General features: G+C 64.3%; 17 protein-coding genes. 12 read left to right on the forward strand and 5 right to left on the reverse strand.

Translation table 11 applies throughout. The features are described 5' to 3' along the window. The first annotated feature begins 38 nt into the window (after positions 1–38). Entirely contained in the window at positions 39–1,598 is a 1,560-nt protein-coding gene (locus tag IVB41_RS28660; protein WP_247437423.1) for an alpha/beta fold hydrolase, read from the forward strand. Between the two features lie 78 nt (positions 1,599–1,676). On the opposite strand, the gene IVB41_RS28665 is transcribed toward IVB41_RS28660, so the two are convergent. After that, on the reverse strand, positions 1,677–2,342 hold the full coding sequence (locus IVB41_RS28665) for a TetR/AcrR family transcriptional regulator (RefSeq protein WP_247437425.1): 666 nt from the start codon (positions 2,340–2,342) through the stop codon (positions 1,677–1,679). Positions 2,343–2,587: 245 nt separating this feature from the next. Between IVB41_RS28665 and IVB41_RS28670 the strand changes: the two genes are divergently transcribed. From IVB41_RS28670 to IVB41_RS28680, 3 genes are read left to right on the forward strand one after another with little or no spacing between them, the layout of a single operon-like run. Then, positions 2,588–3,130, forward strand: a complete 543-nt coding sequence (locus IVB41_RS28670; protein ID WP_007612153.1) for an OsmC family protein — start codon at positions 2,588–2,590, stop codon at positions 3,128–3,130. Between the two features lie 35 nt (positions 3,131–3,165). Further along, positions 3,166–4,299: an acyl-CoA dehydrogenase family protein gene (locus IVB41_RS28675; protein ID WP_247437427.1), complete on the forward strand. Its 1,134-nt coding sequence runs from the start codon at positions 3,166–3,168 to the stop codon at positions 4,297–4,299. A gap of 46 nt (positions 4,300–4,345) precedes the next feature. Beyond that, positions 4,346–5,224 (forward strand): sulfurtransferase, encoded by an 879-nt coding sequence (locus IVB41_RS28680; protein ID WP_247437428.1) that lies wholly within the window; start codon positions 4,346–4,348, stop codon positions 5,222–5,224. A 6-nt stretch (positions 5,225–5,230) separates the two neighbouring features. Here IVB41_RS28680 and IVB41_RS28685 read toward each other — a convergent pair whose 3' ends face one another. Then, positions 5,231–7,159 carry a sigma 54-interacting transcriptional regulator gene (locus tag IVB41_RS28685; protein WP_247437430.1) on the reverse strand — a complete coding sequence of 643 codons (1,929 nt, stop codon included), beginning with the start codon at positions 7,157–7,159 and terminating at the stop codon, positions 5,231–5,233. 159 nt (positions 7,160–7,318) lie between these two features. Between IVB41_RS28685 and IVB41_RS28690 the strand changes: the two genes are divergently transcribed. From IVB41_RS28690 to cynS, 4 genes are all read left to right on the forward strand, one after another. After that, positions 7,319–8,698, forward strand: a complete 1,380-nt coding sequence (locus tag IVB41_RS28690) for a CmpA/NrtA family ABC transporter substrate-binding protein (protein ID WP_247437432.1) — start codon at positions 7,319–7,321, stop codon at positions 8,696–8,698. A 187-nt stretch (positions 8,699–8,885) separates the two neighbouring features. Beyond that, positions 8,886–9,728, forward strand: coding sequence for a nitrate ABC transporter permease (ntrB, locus tag IVB41_RS28695; protein WP_247437434.1), 843 nt, complete (start codon positions 8,886–8,888; stop codon positions 9,726–9,728). A 4-nt stretch (positions 9,729–9,732) separates the two neighbouring features. Further along, positions 9,733–10,665, forward strand: coding sequence for an ABC transporter ATP-binding protein (locus IVB41_RS28700; RefSeq protein WP_247437436.1), 933 nt, complete (start codon positions 9,733–9,735; stop codon positions 10,663–10,665). Positions 10,666–10,729: 64 nt separating this feature from the next. Continuing rightward, positions 10,730–11,212, forward strand: coding sequence for a cyanase (gene cynS, locus IVB41_RS28705; protein WP_051462744.1), 483 nt, complete (start codon positions 10,730–10,732; stop codon positions 11,210–11,212). A gap of 53 nt (positions 11,213–11,265) precedes the next feature. Here the strand turns inward: cynS and IVB41_RS28710 are convergent, their stop codons facing one another. Continuing rightward, positions 11,266–11,589, reverse strand: a complete 324-nt coding sequence (locus IVB41_RS28710) for a DUF1476 domain-containing protein (RefSeq protein ID WP_247362456.1) — start codon at positions 11,587–11,589, stop codon at positions 11,266–11,268. Positions 11,590–11,898: 309 nt separating this feature from the next. Here IVB41_RS28710 and purC point away from each other — a divergent pair, with 309 nt between their 5' ends. After that, entirely contained in the window at positions 11,899–12,666 is a 768-nt protein-coding gene (purC, locus tag IVB41_RS28715; RefSeq protein WP_171944915.1) for a phosphoribosylaminoimidazolesuccinocarboxamide synthase, read from the forward strand. A gap of 12 nt (positions 12,667–12,678) precedes the next feature. Continuing rightward, positions 12,679–12,921 (forward strand): phosphoribosylformylglycinamidine synthase subunit PurS, encoded by a 243-nt coding sequence (gene purS / locus IVB41_RS28720; RefSeq protein ID WP_007602264.1) that lies wholly within the window; start codon positions 12,679–12,681, stop codon positions 12,919–12,921. A 10-nt stretch (positions 12,922–12,931) separates the two neighbouring features. On the opposite strand, the gene IVB41_RS28725 is transcribed toward purS, so the two are convergent. Further along, entirely contained in the window at positions 12,932–13,948 is a 1,017-nt protein-coding gene (locus IVB41_RS28725; RefSeq protein WP_018455523.1) for a magnesium and cobalt transport protein CorA, read from the reverse strand. Between the two features lie 165 nt (positions 13,949–14,113). Between IVB41_RS28725 and purQ the strand changes: the two genes are divergently transcribed. Continuing rightward, entirely contained in the window at positions 14,114–14,815 is a 702-nt protein-coding gene (purQ, locus tag IVB41_RS28730) for a phosphoribosylformylglycinamidine synthase subunit PurQ (protein WP_247437438.1), read from the forward strand. Then, a complete protein-coding gene (locus IVB41_RS28735) occupies positions 14,812–15,783 on the forward strand; it encodes a tripartite tricarboxylate transporter substrate binding protein BugD (protein WP_247437440.1) in 972 nt (323 codons plus the stop codon). The genes purQ and IVB41_RS28735 overlap by 4 nt, the downstream gene beginning before the upstream one ends. 3 nt (positions 15,784–15,786) lie before the next feature. Here IVB41_RS28735 and IVB41_RS28740 read toward each other — a convergent pair whose 3' ends face one another. Then, a complete protein-coding gene (locus IVB41_RS28740; RefSeq protein WP_247437442.1) occupies positions 15,787–16,743 on the reverse strand; it encodes a DMT family transporter in 957 nt (318 codons plus the stop codon). Positions 16,744–16,795: the final 52 nt, after the last annotated feature.

The raw sequence follows: 16,795 nt of genomic DNA on the forward strand, positions 1-16,795 counted from the left end.
CGTCCCCCGGGGGCGCCGCAAGGGGAGGGAGGACTTTCATGACGGTTTTCTCGCTGGGGACGTTCGGGTTCCCTGAGGTCCACGCCGACGGCCGCCCGATCAAATTGGCCTTGCGCAAGGGCCTCGCGCTGCTGGTCTATCTCGCGGAGGCCAAGGGCGCCGTGGCCCGCGAAATCGTGGCGACGCTGCTGTGGCCTGAAACTGACCGCGAGACCGGGCTTGCGCGATTGCGGCGGCTGCTTCACCGCATCGAGCTGACGCTCGGTCAGCAGGTGTTCGAGACCGACCGGACCAGCCTGCGATGGTCTCCGGCAGTCGCGCTGCAGGTCGATGCACATCTGTTCGAGAGCGCCTGCGATCGCGGTGACTTTGACGAGGCCTGTCAGACTTATCGGGGAGATTTCCTCGCAGGCTTCTCGCCGGAGGATTGTCCGGAATTCGACGGCTGGGCGTTCTTCCGCCGCGAGGCGCTGCGGGGACGGCTGATGCACGCGCTGGAGCGCCTGGTGCAGGACAAGACCGCCGCCGGCGACTACTTTTCCGCGGCCACGCATGCGACCCGTCTGGTCGAGCTCGATCCTTTGAGCGAGGTCTACGGCCGGCATCTGATCCGCAGTCTGCTGCTGGCGGGTGACCGCAGTGCGGCAGAGCGGCACCACGCGGCACTGAGGCAGCGGCTGCGTGACGAGCTTAGTGTTACGCCCGAAGCCGAGACCGAGGCGTTGATGAGTCCTGCGGCGGCAGCCGACGTTCCAGCGACGCGCTACGTCAAGGGCGCTGGTGTGCATCTGGCGTATCAGACCTACGGCAGCGGCCCGCTCGACATCCTGGTCATGCCCGGCTTCGTGTCGCATGTGGAGCGCGCCTGGGAGCAGCCCGCGAGCCGGGCGTTTCTGGCCTCGCTGATGAAGCTTGGGCGCCTGATCGTGTTCGATCGTCGCGGCATCGGGTTGTCCGACCGGGTTGGATCGGCCCCCGGTATCGACGTCACCGCGGAGGATATCGGCACGGTGCTCCGCGCGACCGGCTCGCGCCGCGTCGTGCTGTTCGGCGCATCCGAGTGTGGACCAGCCTGCATCAAATTTGCGGTCGATGAACCGCGTCTCGTGGCCGGACTCATCCTGTTCGGTGCATTGGCCAAGGGCTGCTGGTCGCAGGATTATCCGCACGCGCTGCGCGCCAGCCAGTATGACGCCTGGCGCAAGCACCTCATCGCGCAATGGGGAGGTCCGGTGGAGATTGAGACGTTCGCGCCCAGCCTTGCGAGCGATCCCCAGGCACGCGCCTGGTGGGCGGGGCTATTGCGCGCGGCCTCCAGTCCCGGCGGCATCTCGGCGGTGCTCGAGGCGTTTCGCGACGCCGACGTGCGGCAGCTTTTGCCGCAGATTGCCATGCCGACACTGGTGCTGCATCGTCGTGACGACAAGGCCGTACGGATCGCGGCCGGCCGCGATGTGGCGAGCCGGATCAAAGGTGCGCAATTCGTCGAGCTCGACGGCAACGATCACTGGTTCTTTGCGGGTGATCAGCAGCCGGTACTCGATGCGATCAGGCGGTTCATCGCTGCGTTACCGAGGGAGCGGCTGCGAGTGCCGTAGCCCGGATGAGCGAAGCGACATTCGGGGACGGTCGTCCCGCATGTCGCTGCGCTCATTGGGGCTACGGGATGGGAGCGATCACACCGCCTCTAACTGATCCGCCGCGCGCTTCTTCTTTGCCTTGGGCTGGCTGAGCAGGGGGCCTGCCGTCAGCGCCGCCGTATCGGCCACGCCCGGATCGCGCGACACCATCGCCGCGACGATGGCGCCGTCGATCAACAGCCCGAGCTGATGTGCGAGCACGAGGGGCTCGTTCGAACCGAGCTCGCCAGCGAGCTTTTCGATGTGGCCGAGCACGATCTTCTTGTGCTTCATCGCGATGTTGCGGAACTGCTTGGCGTCCTTGTCGTGCTCGCCGACCGCATTGATGAAGGGGCAGCCGTAGAAGCGCTCCTCCGCGAACCAGCTCTTCAGGGCCGGGAAGATGCGCGTGAGCTTGGCCTGCGCGTCGCCGCCCCCTTCTTCCATGGCGCCGATGAACCATTCGCGCCACTGCTTGCCTTCGCTCTCCAGCACCGCGTTGACAAGATTGGTCTTGGAGCCGAACAATTTATAGAGCGTGGTCTTCGCGGTGCCGGCTTCCGCGATGATCGCGTCGATCCCGGTGGCGTTAATGCCGTTCTTGCAGAACAGATGCGTCGCGGCGTTGAGCAGGCGACCGCGTGCGGACTCGTCGTCGCCCGCACCGGCATGCGGCGAATGAGACTTCTTCTTTGACGTCTTGTTCAGTGAGGGCTTGACCATGAGTCCAAACTTACCCGCAGCCGCGCCGCATCAGCAAGCCGCATCTGTCCGCGCTGAAAAGATTCGCACGGGAAAGCCCGTCTGCATCGCCTTTGAGCAAACGGCGGCTGATCAATTCGCAGGCAGCGTTCGCTAAGCGGCTCCAATACTTCGCCTTTTGATTTTGGTCGGCTCTGGCACGCTCCATGCAAGGAAACAGACCGTTCGGTATCCTACCGATTTCCACTTCTGCCAGGGAGAAGACGATGACTGCCGTCGTTCAAAAGACAGTGCTGACGGGTTGCCTCGCGCCCATCGACAAGAATGGCCTCGAGCAACTGATCGCCAACGGCAAGGCCAATCCGAAGGTCATCAAGACCTTGAAGTGCAAGACGGTCGCGGAAGGAAAATTCCGCCACGCCAACTACATCCGCAATTTGCAGCCCTACATCGTCGACGAGCCGCCCGGTCTGCTCGGCGACGACACTGCGCCCAATCCGTCCGAAGCTTCGCTCGCCGCGCTGGGCTCCTGCCTCGCCGTCGGCCTGCACGCCAACGCCGTGCATCGCGGCTGGATCGTCAACAAGCTCGAGCTCGAGCTCGAGGGCGATCTCAACATTACCGCCGTCTGGGGCACCGGCGACGTCTCGGACAAGCCCGTTGGATTTACGGACGTGCGCGTCAAGGTCGACATGGAATGTGAGGGGATCTCGCCGGACGAAATCAATGCGCTGGTCGCCCATGTGAAGCAATGGTCGCCGGTCGCCAACACCTTCACCCGCCCGGTCAATCTCGAGGTGGGCATCTGAGCTGACGGCAACAGGACAAGGTGCGGGAGACGATCATGGGTTCACTGGCTTTATCACGGGCCGAAGTTTTGGATCAGCCCGCACCGTCCATCGCAGGCGAGGTGGCGCGGATCGCGCGGGAGCAGCTCGCGCCGCTCGCCGCCGGCATCGATGCCGGCACCATTTATCCGGCCGATGTGCTGCACAAGCTCGGCGAGGTCGGTGCCTGGGGCAGTCACGTGCCGCACGAAGGGCCTGCCGATCTGCGCTGTGCCATTCAGGCGATGGCGGCAATCGGTGAGGTCTGCGGCAGCACTGCCTTCATGGCGTGGTGCCAGAACACACTGGTCTGGTACGCGGCCAACTCGACCAACACGAAGCTGGCAAAGCGCTTCGGCGATGCGTTCTCGACCGGTCGCGTGCTCGGCGGCACCGGACTCTCCAATCCGATGAAGAGCTTTTTCGGCATCGAAAAGCTCAAGCTGAAGGGGCGCAAGGTCGAAGGCGGCTACATCGTGCGCGGCGCGCTGCCCTGGGTGTCCAATCTCGGACCGGATCATTATTTCGGCACCATCTTCGAACGCGAGGACGAGCCGGGCATCGCAAGTGGCGAGCCCGGCCAAGTGATGTTTTTGGCGGACTGCTCCGATCCCGCGATCACACTGACGCCATGCAAGCCGTTCCTCGCCATGGACGGCACCGGCACCTATGGCGTGCAGTTCCGGGACGTCTTCGTGCCTGACGAGCTGATCCTGGCCGATCCCGCCGCGCCTTTCGTGAAGAAGATCCGCGCCGGCTTCATCCTGCTGCAGGCCGGCATGGCGCTCGGGCTCATCAAGGACTGCATCAACATCATGGACGAGGTCGACAATCCCCTCGGCCACATCAACCGCTATCTGCCGCAACAGCCGGTGCACTTCCGCGATCTCGCCGCCGAGCTCGAGGCCGAGACCATGGCACTGGCGCGTGATCCCTACAACGAGGAGGAGACCTACTGGCGCAAGGTGATCGCGCTCAGGCTTCGCGCCGGCGAGGCCAGCGTCGCGGCGGCGCATGCGGCGATGCTGCATTGTGGTGCGCGCGGCTACCTCAAGTCCCACCGCGCCCAGCGCCGCCTGCGCGAGGCCTATTTCGTCGCGATCGTCACGCCTGCCACCAAGCAGCTGCGCAAGATGCTCGCCGATTCCTGAGTTTTACGAGCCCACCCACCATCGAACCTCAACGGAGAGGCTGCCAATGACGGACGTTCTGATCTCTGCCAGCGAACTTGCCGATCTCTTGAAAACCGAGCCCTGTGTCGTGATCGACACCCGCAACCCCGACGCTTATGGCGCCGGGCACCTTCCCAACGCCGTGAACGTGCATGAGATATTCACGTTTCTTGCGACCTCGACGCCGGAAGGCATGAGCGAGCTGAAGACCAAGTTCGCCGATGCCTTCGGCGCGGCGGGCCTGTCCGGCAAGGAGACGGCCGTGATCTACGAGCAGTCGATGAACTCCGGCTTCGGCCAGTCCTGCCGCGGCTACTACCTGCTCACCATGCTCGGCTATCCCAAGATCAAAGTGCTGCATGGCGGCTTCGATGCCTGGGCTGCCGCAGGTCTTCCGGTGACGAAAGATGTGCCGGCGCCGATGAAGGCGTCGTTCGGAATCGTGCCTGAAGCGGGCGAGATTCTGATCGACGCCAAGACCATGCTGGCGGCCGTCGGCAAGCCGGGCGTCGCCATTCTCGACGTACGCGACGTCGACGAATGGATCGGCGACAGCTCTTCTCCGTATGGCAAGGATTTCTGCCCGCGCAAGGGCCGCATTCCCGGCGCGGTGTGGCTGGAATGGTATCGCATGATGAAACCGACCGCCGAGGGACCGCGCTTCAAATCCAAGGACGAGATCCTGGCGGAATGCGCCACGGTCGGCATCTCGCCCTCCACGCCGGTCTATCTCTATTGCTTCAAGGGGGCGCGCGCCTCGAACACGTTCCTGGCGCTCAAGAACGCCGGCGTGAAGGACGTGCGGATGTATTTCGGCTCCTGGAACGAATGGTCGCGCGATCCGTCGCTGCCGATCGAGCAGGGACTGCCGATCGCATCGGAGGTCACGACCAAGGCGGCGTGATCGCCACTAACCGAGGGCTCGCGGACGGGGCGTAATCCCCAGCGCCTTGATCCGCGAGGCCAGCGTGGTCGGCTTGATATCCAGCATCTCGGCCGCGCCACCGGGGCCGAACACTTTTCCGGCGCAGCCCTCGAGCGCGGCCAGGATGTTGGCGCGCTCGTGGTCGCGCATTTCGGATGACGTCATCACAGCGGGCCGTGCGTCAGCCTTCTGCCGCGCGGCGCCGGCTGGGGCCTGCGTGCCGGAGGGGTCGGGCAGATCGATCCGCAAACGGCCGTTCTGCGACAGGATCGCGGCGCGCTCGATCACGTTCTGGAGTTCGCGGACATTGCCGGGCCAGTCATAGCGCGTCAGCCGACGCGCATCGCCTTCCGACAAGCGCAGATTCGATTTCAGCGCCTTGCTCTCGCGCGTGAGGAAATGCTGGGCGAGCAGCGCAATATCCTCGCGTCGTTCGCGCAGGGGCACCGTCTCGATCGGAAACACGTTGAGCCGGAAATAGAGGTCCTCGCGAAAACGCCCGCGCTGCACCTCCTGCTTGAGGTCGCGATTGGTCGCGGCGATGACGCGGACGTCGACCGCGCGCGTGCGCTCCTGGCCGACGCGCTCGAAATTGCCCTCCTGCAAGACGCGCAGCAGCTTGCCTTGCAATTCGAGCGGGATCTCGCCGACCTCGTCGAGGAACAGCGTGCCGCCATCGGCGAGTTCGAACCGGCCGATGCGGTCGCGCGTCGCGCCGGTGAAGGCGCCGCGGACATGGCCGAAGAATTCGCTCTCGAACAATTCGCGCGGGATCGCGGCGCAGTTGACGCGGATCAGCGGCCGGTCGCTGCGGGTGGAATCCTCGTGGATGGCGCGCGCGATCAGCTCCTTGCCGGTGCCAGATTCCCCGGTGATCATCACCGCGGCGCTGGTCGGCGCCACCAGCTTGACCTGGCGCAGCGTCGTCTGGATCGCCTCGCTGCCACCGATGATGCCGCGCGGATTGGTCTCGATCCGGATTTCTTCCTGGAGGTAGGCGTTTTCGAGCTCGAGACGTTCGCGCAGGCGATCGACCTCGGCGAGCGCGGCGTGCAGCTTCTCGTCGGCCTCGCGGCGCTGGCTGACGTCGCGAAACACCACGACGGCACCGACCACCACGCCGCGATCACGGATCGGCGTGGAGGTGTATTCGACCCAGGCCGGCGAGCCGTCCTTGCGCCAGAACACCTCGCCGTCGACCTGGTGCACCGCGCCGTCGCGGAACGCCGCGTAGATCGGGCAATCATGGTTGTGATAGTGCCGCCCGTCATGGTGGGTGTGGTGCATGATGGGATGGATTTCCTTGCCGACCAGCTCCTCGGCCGTCCAGCCCAGCATCCGCTCGGCGGCGGGGTTCACGAAGGTGGTCTTTCCTTCCGCGTTGACGCCGTAAATGCCTTCGCCGGCGGCGCGCAGGATCAGCTGGTTCTCGCGCTCGATGTCCTGGAACACGCGCTCGACCCGCTGCCAGGTCGAGATGCCGCTGCGCATGTGGTCTTCGGCGGCGGCGTCGACATTGCGGCGGCGGCGCGCGTCGAGATCGGTCAGGGTGAGCTGGACCAGCGTGCGCCCGTCATGGGGCAGGACGCAGCCGGCATATTCGAGCCGGAGATTTTGCCCGGTGGCATGGCGTGGGTTGAGCGCCGTGGTCCAGTAGGCGCCCTTGTGCAGCACGGCCTGGGTGAACACGGTCAGCGCCGGAAGCTCGCCGGCATGCAGCGTGCTCGCCCTGGTCTGGCGCAGCAGAGCGCGGTCGTAGCCGAGCAGGGCGCAGGCGGCGGGATTGGCATCGACGATCTGGTCGCTGAAGGGGTCGACCAGCAGCGTCGCCTCCACCGAGGATTCGAAGGCCGCGACGCGCGGATCGATGGTCGGGGCCACATCGTCGTGGGCGAGTAGTGGCGTCGTTGCCATTACGAAATCTCGTTATTCAACTACGAAATATCGTTTATCACGAATTTTCGTAATGACCAAGTACAAGCGAAAGTGCCGCGTCATCAAGGCACTGGCCAGCCTAAAGGTGATGGCATGCTCCTTGCGTAATTCTCCTCGCAACGACGCGCAGGAGGTCCGATGTCCACTTTCGACAATCCGTTTGATCCCGATCGCAACCTGCGAGCCGGCTGTGCCTGCGGTCAGCATCAATCCGCGGCGGAGCATGAGCAGGCCACCGCGTTGCGCTGTGATCCCGTCGAGAGCGAGGAGAAGCGCTACGAGGGCGTGGTCGCTTCTGCCGTGATGCGCGCGATGTTTCCGCAGGACGTTGCGCGGCGCGCATTCTTGAAGTCGGTCGGTGCTTCCACCGCGCTGCCCGCGCTGTCGCAGTTCTTCCCGCTTCAGACCGCTACCGAAGTCTTTGCGCAGGCCGGCGCGCCGGAAAAGAAGGACCTCAAGGTCGGCTTCATCCCGATCACCTGTGCCACGCCGATCATCATGGCCGCTCCCCTCGGCTTCTATGCCAAGCACGGCCTCAACGTCGACGTGGTCAAGACCGCCGGCTGGGCCGTGATCCGCGACAAGACCATCAACAAGGAATACGACGCCGCGCACATGCTGGCGCCGATGCCGCTCGCGATCTCGCTGGGCTTAGGTGCCAACGCCATTCCGTTCGCCGTGCCCGCGATCGAGAACATCAACGGGCAGGGCATCGTGCTGGCGAGCAAGCACAAGGACAAGCGCGACCCGAAGGACTGGAAGGGCATGAAGTTCGCCATCCCCTTCGATTATTCCATGCACAATTATCTGCTGCGCTACTATCTCGCCGAACACGGGATCGACCCCGAAACCGACGTGCAGCTGCGTTCGGTGCCGCCGCCGGAAATGGTGGCAAACCTGCGCGCCGACAACATCGACGGTTTCCTCGCGCCCGACAACATCTGCCAGCGCGCGATCTATGACGGCGTCGGCTTCATGCATCTTTTGTCCAAGGAAATCTGGGACGGCCATCCCTGCTGCAGCTTCGCCGCCAGCCGCGAGTTCATCACCACGGCACCGAACAGCTTTGCCGCGCTGACGCGCGCGATCGTCGATGCCACGGCCTATGCGTCGAAGGCGGAGAATCGCAAGCAGATCGCCGAGGCGATCGCGCCGGCGAACTACATCAACGCGCCGGTCACGGTGCTGGAACAGGTCTTGACCGGCACCTATGCCGATGGCCTCGGCGGCGTGAAGACGGATGAAAAGCGCGTCGATTTCGACCCGTTCCCCTGGCAGTCCTTTGCGGTGTGGATGCTGACGCAGATGAAGCGCTGGGGCCAGATCAAGGGCGATGTCGACTACAAGGCGGTCGCCGAGCAGGTGTATCTCGCCACCGACACCAGGAAGCTGATGACCGAGATGGGCCTGGCGCCGCCGGCCAGCAGCTACAAATCGTTCGCGGTGATGGGCAAGACTTTCGATCCGGCCAAGCCCGAGGATTATTTGGCGGGCTTCAAGATCAGGAAGGCGTCGTGAGCGGCCGCGATGTGCCTCCGCTGTCGTCCCGGCCTAGTGCGCGCTGCGCACGGGGGCCGGGACCCATAACCTCAGGGGGGAGTTTGGCGAAGACACGCTGTTCGGTACCACGACCTTTCGGCTCCGCTAGATCACGCGGTATGGGTCCCGGCCTTCGCCGGGACGACGTGTGGAGAGGTTTCGCGCGATGACCACCAGCTCCCTCCGTCTCCGCGCCGGCCTCGTCTCGATCGTGCTGCTCGTCGCGTTCCTCGGTGTCTGGCATCTCGCCGTGCGCTCGGCGGCACCGGTGGCCACGATGAGCCCGGAATACGCCAAGCTGATGGGCCTGACTGCGACGCAGGGCAAATCCGCCATGCCGGGGCCGGTCGATGTCGGCGCAAAACTCTGGGAGCATGTGAGGAGGCCGTTCTACGACAACGGGCCGAACGACAAGGGGCTCGGCATCCAGCTCGGCTACTCGATCGCGCGCGTCGGCACCGGCTATCTGCTCGCCGTGCTGGTCGCCATCCCGCTCGGCTTCCTGATCGGGATGTCGCCGCTGCTCAGCCAGGCGCTCGATCCCTTCATCCAGCTGCTGAAGCCGATCTCGCCGCTGGCGTGGATGCCGCTCGCGCTCTACACCATCAAGGATTCCTCGATCTCCGCGATCTTCGTCATCTTCATCTGCTCGATCTGGCCGATGCTGCTCAATACCGTGTTCGGGGTCGCGAGCGTACGCAAGGAATGGATCAACGTCGCGCGAACGCTCGAGGTCGGAACGATCAGGCGCGCCTTCACCGTGATCCTGCCGGCGGCGGCTCCGACGATCCTGACCGGCATGCGCATTTCGATCGGCATCGCCTGGCTCGTGATCGTCGCGGCAGAAATGCTCGTCGGAGGCACCGGCATCGGCTATTTCGTCTGGAACGAGTGGAACAACCTCTCGATCACCAACGTGATCATCGCGATCCTGCTGATCGGGGTTGTCGGCATGTTGCTCGACCAGATCCTCGCGCGCTTCACGCGCATGGTCACGTTTCCGGAGTAGGGCCGTGACCGAAAAATTCATCTCGATCGAAGCCATCGCAAAGCGCTATCCGGGCGCAGGCGGCGCGACAACGGCGGTCTTCGAGAATCTCTGGCTGTCGATGGCGCGCGGCGAGTTCTGCTGCGTGATCGGCCATTCCGGCTGCGGCAAGACCACGGTGCTCAACATCCTTGCCGGCCTCGATGCGCCGAGCGAGGGCGCGGTGATCGTCGACGGGCAGGCCATTTCAGGGACGAGCCTCGATCGCGCCGTGATCTTCCAGAGCCATGCGCTGCTGCCCTGGCGCACCGTGCTCGGTAACGTTGCCTACGCCGTCAGCTCGAAATGGCGGAACTGGGATCGCGCCAGGGTGAAGGCGCATGCGCAGAAATTTATCGATCTCGTCGGCCTGACGGGGTCGGAACACAAGCGACCTTCCGAGCTTTCCGGCGGCATGAAGCAGCGCGTGGGCATCGCGCGTGCGCTGTCGATCACGCCAAAGATGATGCTGATGGACGAGCCGTTCTCGGCACTCGATGCGCTGACGCGCGGCACGCTGCAGGACGAGGTGCGGCGCATCTGTCTGGAGACCGGGCAGACCGCGTTCATGATCACCCATGACGTCGACGAGGCGATCTACCTCGCCGACAAGATCTTCCTGATGACCAACGGTCCCGGCGCGGTGCTGGCCGAGGTCGTCGAGAACCCGCTGCCGCGGGATCGCGGCCGCACCGATTTGCACCGCCATCCGCTGTACTACGCGCTGCGCAACCACATCGTTGATTTCCTGGTAACGCGCAGCAAGACTTTCACGGCCGAGACGCCCGGTCACGATCCGCGGAATGTGCCGGTGGTGCATATCGGCAAGCCCGGACTGACGGTCGCCTCTGATGCCAAGTCGGAGCCACTCAACGAGACGTCATGGTCGGGCTTGGCCCGGCCATCCACGTCCTTCTAGTGCAGCCAGAACGTGGATGCCCGGGACAAGGCCCGGGCATGACGACAACCAAGGAGACCTTGACATGAAACGCGAAGACCTCACCGAGAAGCTGCTCGACATCAAGCGCGAGAAGGGCTGGAGCTGGAAACACATCTGCGAAAAGATCGGCGGCTATTCCGAGGTGCTGATAACAGGCGCGATCCTCGGCCAAATGAAACTGACCAAGCCGCAGGCCGCAAACGCCGCTGAACTTTTCGGCCTGACGAAGGCCGAGACCGCGATGCTGAACGAGACGCCGATGCGCGGCATGCCGATGCCGCCGACCGATCCCTTGATCTATCGTTTCTACGAGCTGGTCATGGTCAACGGTCCGGCGTGGAAGGCGCTGATCGAGGAGGAGTACGGCGACGGCATCATGTCGGCGATCGATTTCGACATGGTGATGGAGCGCCTGCCCAACCCGAAGGGCGACCGCGTCAAGATCACCATGAGCGGCAAATTCCTGCCGTACAAATATTACGGCGCCAGCGGCAATGTGCCGGAGTATGGGTTCAAGGAGGGATAGCTGGTTGGCATTCCGGGGTGCGTCGCAGACGTGCCCCGGAATGACGCTTCGCCTTACTTCCCGGCTTTCACCTCGGCCGCCGCCACCGCGATCAGCTCGTTCATCTTGGCGCGAATCACCTGTTCGGTGACGGCGACGTTCTTGGCGGCGAAATCGGCCATGACCTTGCGCAGGACGTCGGCGTCGCCGGCTTCCTCGAAATCGGCCGCGACCACCTCCTTGGCATAGGCCGTGGCGGCATCGCCGGTGATGCCGAGCTTTTCGGCCGCCCACAGACCGAGCAGCCGGTTGCGGCGGGCTTCCGCCTTGAATTTCTGCTCCTCGTCGAGGGCAAACTTCTTCTCGAAGCCTTCCTCGCGCTTGTCCAACGTGCTCATGCCTTTTCCAATTCCCTGCTGAATGGACCCGGCTGGCCCTCGTTGCGAGAGCCCCGGTGCATGCCTAGATAGGGGGCACGAATCGGCAAAACAACGAGCCGTTAAGCCGCAGGCAAGACGGTATAAGTTTGATGCCGGACGGCCGGATCGATTGTGCTGGGACGGCCAATCGGATAGGTTGCCTAAGGCTGGGTTCCCGTTCTGTTTCCAGGGGTTCCGGGCCGTTCACGGCAGCTCCGCTGTGGGTCGTAGTCTCGTCAACCGGAGCACACCAGATACATGGATTTCAACAAAACACGGTACATCCCCATGAGCCGTCGGCGTCGCATTTATGAAGGCAAGGCAAAGGTTCTTTACGAAGGCCCGGAGCCCGGTACCCTGATCCAGCACTTCAAGGATGACGCCACCGCGTTCAATGCGAAAAAGCATCAGGTGATCGAGGGCAAGGGTGTCCTCAACAACCGGATCTCGGAGTACCTGTTTCAGCACCTCAATGACATCGGGGTGCCGACCCATTTCATCCGCCGCCTCAACATGCGCGAGCAGTTGATTCGCGAAGTCGAGATCGTGCCGCTGGAAGTGGTGGTGCGGAACGTTGCCGCCGGCTCGTTGTCGCAGCGCCTCGGCATCGAGGAGGGTACGCAGCTGCCCCGCTCGATCATCGAGTTCTATTACAAGAACGACCAGCTCAACGACCCCATGGTGTCGGAAGAGCACATCACCGCTTTCGGCTGGGCAACGCCGCAGGAGATCGACGACATCATGGCGCTTGCCATCCGTGTCAACGACTTCCTCACCGGTCTCTTCCTCGGCATCGGCATCCGCCTCGTCGACTTCAAGATGGAGTGCGGCCGGCTGTTCGAAAACGACATGATGCGGATCATCGTCGCCGACGAGATCTCGCCGGATAGCTGCCGTCTATGGGACATCAAGTCGAACGAGAAGCTCGACAAGGACCGTTTCCGCAGGGATCTCGGTGGGCTGCTCGAGGCCTATACCGAAGTCGCCAAGCGTCTCGGCATTCTCATGGAGAACGAGCGTCCGGCCGGTTCCGGCCCGGTGCTGGTGAAGAGCTAAGAGGGATCTGACGTGAAGGCACGTGTCACCGTTACGTTGAAAACGGGCATCCTCGATCCGCAGGGTAAGGCGATCGAGGGTGCGTTGAAGTCGCTCGGCGTCGACGGCGTCGCCAGCGTTCGCCAAGGCAAGGTGTTCGACATCGAGCTCGCCGGCGCGGACAAGGCCAAGGCAGAGGCGGCGTTGAAGGACGCCGCCGACAAGCTCCTGGCAAACACCGTGATCGAGAATTATCGGGTTGAGCTGATCGGGTGAACAGGATGGCTCACAGCCATCCGACCCGACGAAAACGCCAGTACAGCGCGCCGCAGGCCGTCAGCATCACGCCGAGCAGCGTGTAATAGCCGTACTCCCAGTCCAGCTCCGGCATGTGCTTGAAGTTCATGCCGTAGATGCCGGCAAGCGCGGTCGGGATCGCGATGATCGCGAGCCAGGAGGCAAGTTTCTTGGAGACCGCCGTCTCCTGGGCCTGGCCGACCAGCAGGCTTGCTTCGAAGGCGAAGGCCAGCACCTCGCGCATTGAATCGATCCGCTCCTGGATGTTCCTGACGTGGTCGGTGACGTCGCGGAACAGCGGCTGCATCGTAGCGCGCACCATCGCCAGTTCGTCATGCTCGAGCCGGCGGCAGACCTCCACCAGCGGTCCGATGGCAGTCCTGAGCCGCAGCAGGTCGCGGCGCAGCATGTAGAGCCGCTCGATCTGCGCCTTGCTGATCGCCTTGGAGAGCACGTCGTCCTCGATGCTCTCGACCTCTTCGTGAATGCTCTCGAGCACGGGCGAGTAGTTGTCGACGATGAAATCGAGGATAGCGTAGAGGATGTAGTCCTCGCCGCGCGCGAGCGCGCGCGGGCAGCTTTCGCAGCGTTCGCGCACCGGCGTGTAGGACGTCGACGCGCCGTGGCGCACCGAGACCAGATAGCCTTCGCCGACGAAGATGTGCGTCTCGCCGAAGGCGATCCGGCCCTCGATCAGTTGCGCCGTGCGCGCCACGATGAACAGGGCCTCGCCATATTGCTCGATCTTCGGTCGCTGATGGGCGTGGTTGGCGTCCTCGATGGCGAGCTCGTGCAGGTCGAACTGCTTCTGCACCGCGCTGAGCAGCGCCATGTCGGGCTCGTGCAGCCCGATCCAGACCACGTGGCCGGGTTTCGCCCGCCAGCTCGAAGCCTCGCTGATGGCGATATTGGCGACGCGCCGGCCGTCGACATAGGCACCGGCGGCGATGACGCCCTCGGTGGACACCGGCTCGGAGAGGGATGCGGGCAGCGAGGGGACATTCATGGCTTTAATCCCGGGCGAATCGATCGGCCGAATGGCGGGCTATGGCCTGTGCACAACGCTCGCGGGCAAGGCTAGCACTGGTAAAATCCCCGTCAAATGGTTATGTCTGCTGCCGATTTGGCAGCCGTGCCAGCCCCATTTTAATCCTCGTTCGGAACCTCTGCCATGAAAGCCGCCATCCTCGTCTTTCCCGGAATCAACCGCGAGCGCGACATGGCGCGTGCCTTGAGGCTGATCTCGGGCAGCGAGCCCGCGATGGTCTGGCATGCCGAGACGTCGCTACCTGATGGCACCGACCTCGTGGTCGTGCCCGGCGGGTTCTCCTACGGCGATTATCTGCGCTGCGGCGCGATTGCGGCGCGGGCGCCGGTGATGGACGCGGTGCGCGACTATGCGGTCAGGGGCGGCCTCGTGCTCGGCGTCTGCAACGGCTTTCAGATCCTCTGCGAATCCGGCCTCTTGCCCGGCGTCCTGATGCGCAATGCGCGGCTGAAATTCATCTGCCACGACGTGCATCTCCGCGTCGAGCGCTCCGACACGCCGTTCACGCGCGGCTACAATGCGGGGCAGGTGATCCGCGTGCCCATCGCGCATGGCGAGGGCAATTATGCGGCGGACGCGGAGACCATCAAGCGGCTCGAAGGCGACGGTCGCGTGCTGTACCGCTATTGCTCGGCCGACGGCGCGATCGACGACATCAGCAACATCAATGGCGCCGCGCAATCCATCGCCGGCATCGTCAACGACAAGGGCAACGTGCTCGGCATGATGCCGCATCCGGAAAACCACGTCGAAGACATCATGGGCTGCACCGACGGCCGCGGACTGTTCGCCGGCCTCACCGCGCATCTGGAAAAGGCCGCGTGATTGCGTTCGTGCTGAAGCGGCTGGCGGCCGCTGTCGCCGTCGTTGCATTCGCGACGGCCGCGTTCGCGCAGGACTTCCCCAAGCGTCCCGTCACCATGATCGTGCCGTTCGCGGCCGGCGGCACGTCCGACGTGATCGCGCGCACCGTTGCCGAGCAGATGGGCATCGCGCTCGGCCAGACCATCGTGATCGAGAACGTTGCCGGCGCCGGCGGATCGACCGCGCTGGCGCGCGCCTCCCGCGCCGAGCCCGACGGCTACACCATTGCGATCGGCAATGCCGGCACCAACGCCGCGACGTATACCATCTATCCCAGACTGCCGTTTACCCCGGACTCCTTCGTGCCGATCGCCATGGTGGCGAAGACGTTCGGCATCATCGCCGTGCGCAAGGATTTTCCGGCGAAGGACCTGAAGGAGTTCATCGCCTACGCCAAGGCCAATCCCGGCAAGATCAATCTCGGCCATGCCGGCGTCGGCTCTTCGAATTACCTGATCTGCAAGAGCTTCGTCACGGCCGCCGGCATCGACGCGACGCTGGTCGGCTATCGCGGCGCCGCGCCCGCACTCACCGATGCCATCGGCGGCCAGATCGACGGCGTCTGCGATGCGGCAGCCTCCGTCTCGCAGTCGATCAACGAGAAGCTGGCGCGCGGGCTCGTGGTCGGCTCGACCGTCCGGCTCGCCACAGTGCCCGACCTGCCGACGTCGGCCGAAGCCGGCCTGCCCGAATTCGAGGCGCAGGGCTGGAACGGCCTGTTCGCGCCCAAGGGGACCCCGCTGGCGGTCATCGCCAGGCTGAATGCAGCTGCACGCACGGCGGTCGAAACCGACGCGGTGAAGAAGCGGTTCGCCGACCTCTCGACCGTGGCACCCGATGCCGACGAGCACACGCCCGAGGTGCTGCAAAAGCTCGTGACTCGCGACGTCGAGAAGTACCGCAAGATGCTGGCTGACGACGCCAAGTAATAGCTAGCGTCGTTTCAGCCGCTCCGTCGGCACCGTCATCGCGGCAACGCCCGCCATGACCAGCACCAGGCCCAGCACCAGGTTCGACGGCACGCTCTCGCCGAGCAGCAGCACGGAGAGGCCGACGCCGATCGGGATGCGCAAATAGCCTTGCGCGTTCGTCGTCAGCGTGCCGAGCCGTCCCAGGCACATGTAGAACAGCATCAGCCCCAAGGCGCTGGAGACGATCCCCATGACGACGGTGGCTATGATCGCCGTCGGCGTCGGGTGCAGCGTCCAGGGCTGGTCGATGATCAGCGAAGGCGGCAGCAGCACCAGCCCGCCGAACAGCAGCGAACCGGCCGCCACCACCATCGGGTCGTATTCGGACAGCCGCAGGCCGAAGATCGTGGCACAGGCAAAGGAGATGGTGGCGAGCAGGATGGCGATCTCCGCCACGATCTCGCTACCGAAGCCGCGCAGCGCATCGAGGCCGACGATGACGATGGTGCCGGCAAGGCCGAGGAGCGCGCCCAAGAGCTTCAGCAGCGTTGCCGGCTCGTGGCGCGTGATCAGCGAGGTGATCAGGAAGGCGAAGATCGGCGTGGTCGAGGCCAGCACCACCGTGTTCGACGCCGGCACATAGAGCTGCGACCAGGTGATGATCAGGAACGGAAAGGTCGAGTTGATCAATTGCTGGACCGCGAACAGCTTCCAGGCCTTCGCATCGGTCGGGATCCTGACGCCGCGCATCCACAGGATCGCGAACAGGAAGGCGGCCGCGATCAGCGAGCGAGCCGAGATGAAGGTCACGGGCGGGATCGTATCCAGCGCGAGCTTGGCCAGCGGATAGGTTGAGCTCCAGCAGCAGGCGAGCGCGACCAGCAGCGCATAGTCGCGCCAGCTCCGCGCGCCTGTGGCAGTCATGGACGGCAATTGCGAGGCCGTGGCGCGAGCCGTCGGCGGTGTGCTCTGCGGCACCTTGATATTGCTCCCCGGCGCGACAGCGCTCGACACAAGTCTGGGCGAGGGG

Source organism: Bradyrhizobium sp. 44 (assembly GCF_023073095.1).
Taxonomy (GTDB): Bacteria; Pseudomonadota; Alphaproteobacteria; order Rhizobiales; family Xanthobacteraceae; genus Bradyrhizobium.

What these genes read in the sequence shown, in the direction of transcription:
- IVB41_RS28660 (WP_247437423.1), top strand. Translation starts at nt 39, where the DNA reads ATGACGGTTTTCTCGCTGGGGACGTTCGGGTTCCCTGAGGTCCACGCC.
- IVB41_RS28665 (WP_247437425.1), bottom strand. Translation starts at nt 2,342, where the DNA reads ATGGTCAAGCCCTCACTGAACAAGACGTCAAAGAAGAAGTCTCATTCG.
- IVB41_RS28670 (WP_007612153.1), top strand. Translation starts at nt 2,588, where the DNA reads ATGACTGCCGTCGTTCAAAAGACAGTGCTGACGGGTTGCCTCGCGCCC.
- IVB41_RS28675 (WP_247437427.1), top strand. Translation starts at nt 3,166, where the DNA reads ATGGGTTCACTGGCTTTATCACGGGCCGAAGTTTTGGATCAGCCCGCA.
- IVB41_RS28680 (WP_247437428.1), top strand. Translation starts at nt 4,346, where the DNA reads ATGACGGACGTTCTGATCTCTGCCAGCGAACTTGCCGATCTCTTGAAA.
- IVB41_RS28685 (WP_247437430.1), bottom strand. Translation starts at nt 7,159, where the DNA reads ATGGCAACGACGCCACTACTCGCCCACGACGATGTGGCCCCGACCATC.
- IVB41_RS28690 (WP_247437432.1), top strand. Translation starts at nt 7,319, where the DNA reads ATGTCCACTTTCGACAATCCGTTTGATCCCGATCGCAACCTGCGAGCC.
- ntrB (WP_247437434.1), top strand. Translation starts at nt 8,886, where the DNA reads ATGACCACCAGCTCCCTCCGTCTCCGCGCCGGCCTCGTCTCGATCGTG.
- cynS (WP_051462744.1), top strand. Translation starts at nt 10,730, where the DNA reads ATGAAACGCGAAGACCTCACCGAGAAGCTGCTCGACATCAAGCGCGAG.
- IVB41_RS28710 (WP_247362456.1), bottom strand. Translation starts at nt 11,589, where the DNA reads ATGAGCACGTTGGACAAGCGCGAGGAAGGCTTCGAGAAGAAGTTTGCC.
- purC (WP_171944915.1), top strand. Translation starts at nt 11,899, where the DNA reads ATGAGCCGTCGGCGTCGCATTTATGAAGGCAAGGCAAAGGTTCTTTAC.
- IVB41_RS28725 (WP_018455523.1), bottom strand. Translation starts at nt 13,948, where the DNA reads ATGAATGTCCCCTCGCTGCCCGCATCCCTCTCCGAGCCGGTGTCCACC.
- purQ (WP_247437438.1), top strand. Translation starts at nt 14,114, where the DNA reads ATGAAAGCCGCCATCCTCGTCTTTCCCGGAATCAACCGCGAGCGCGAC.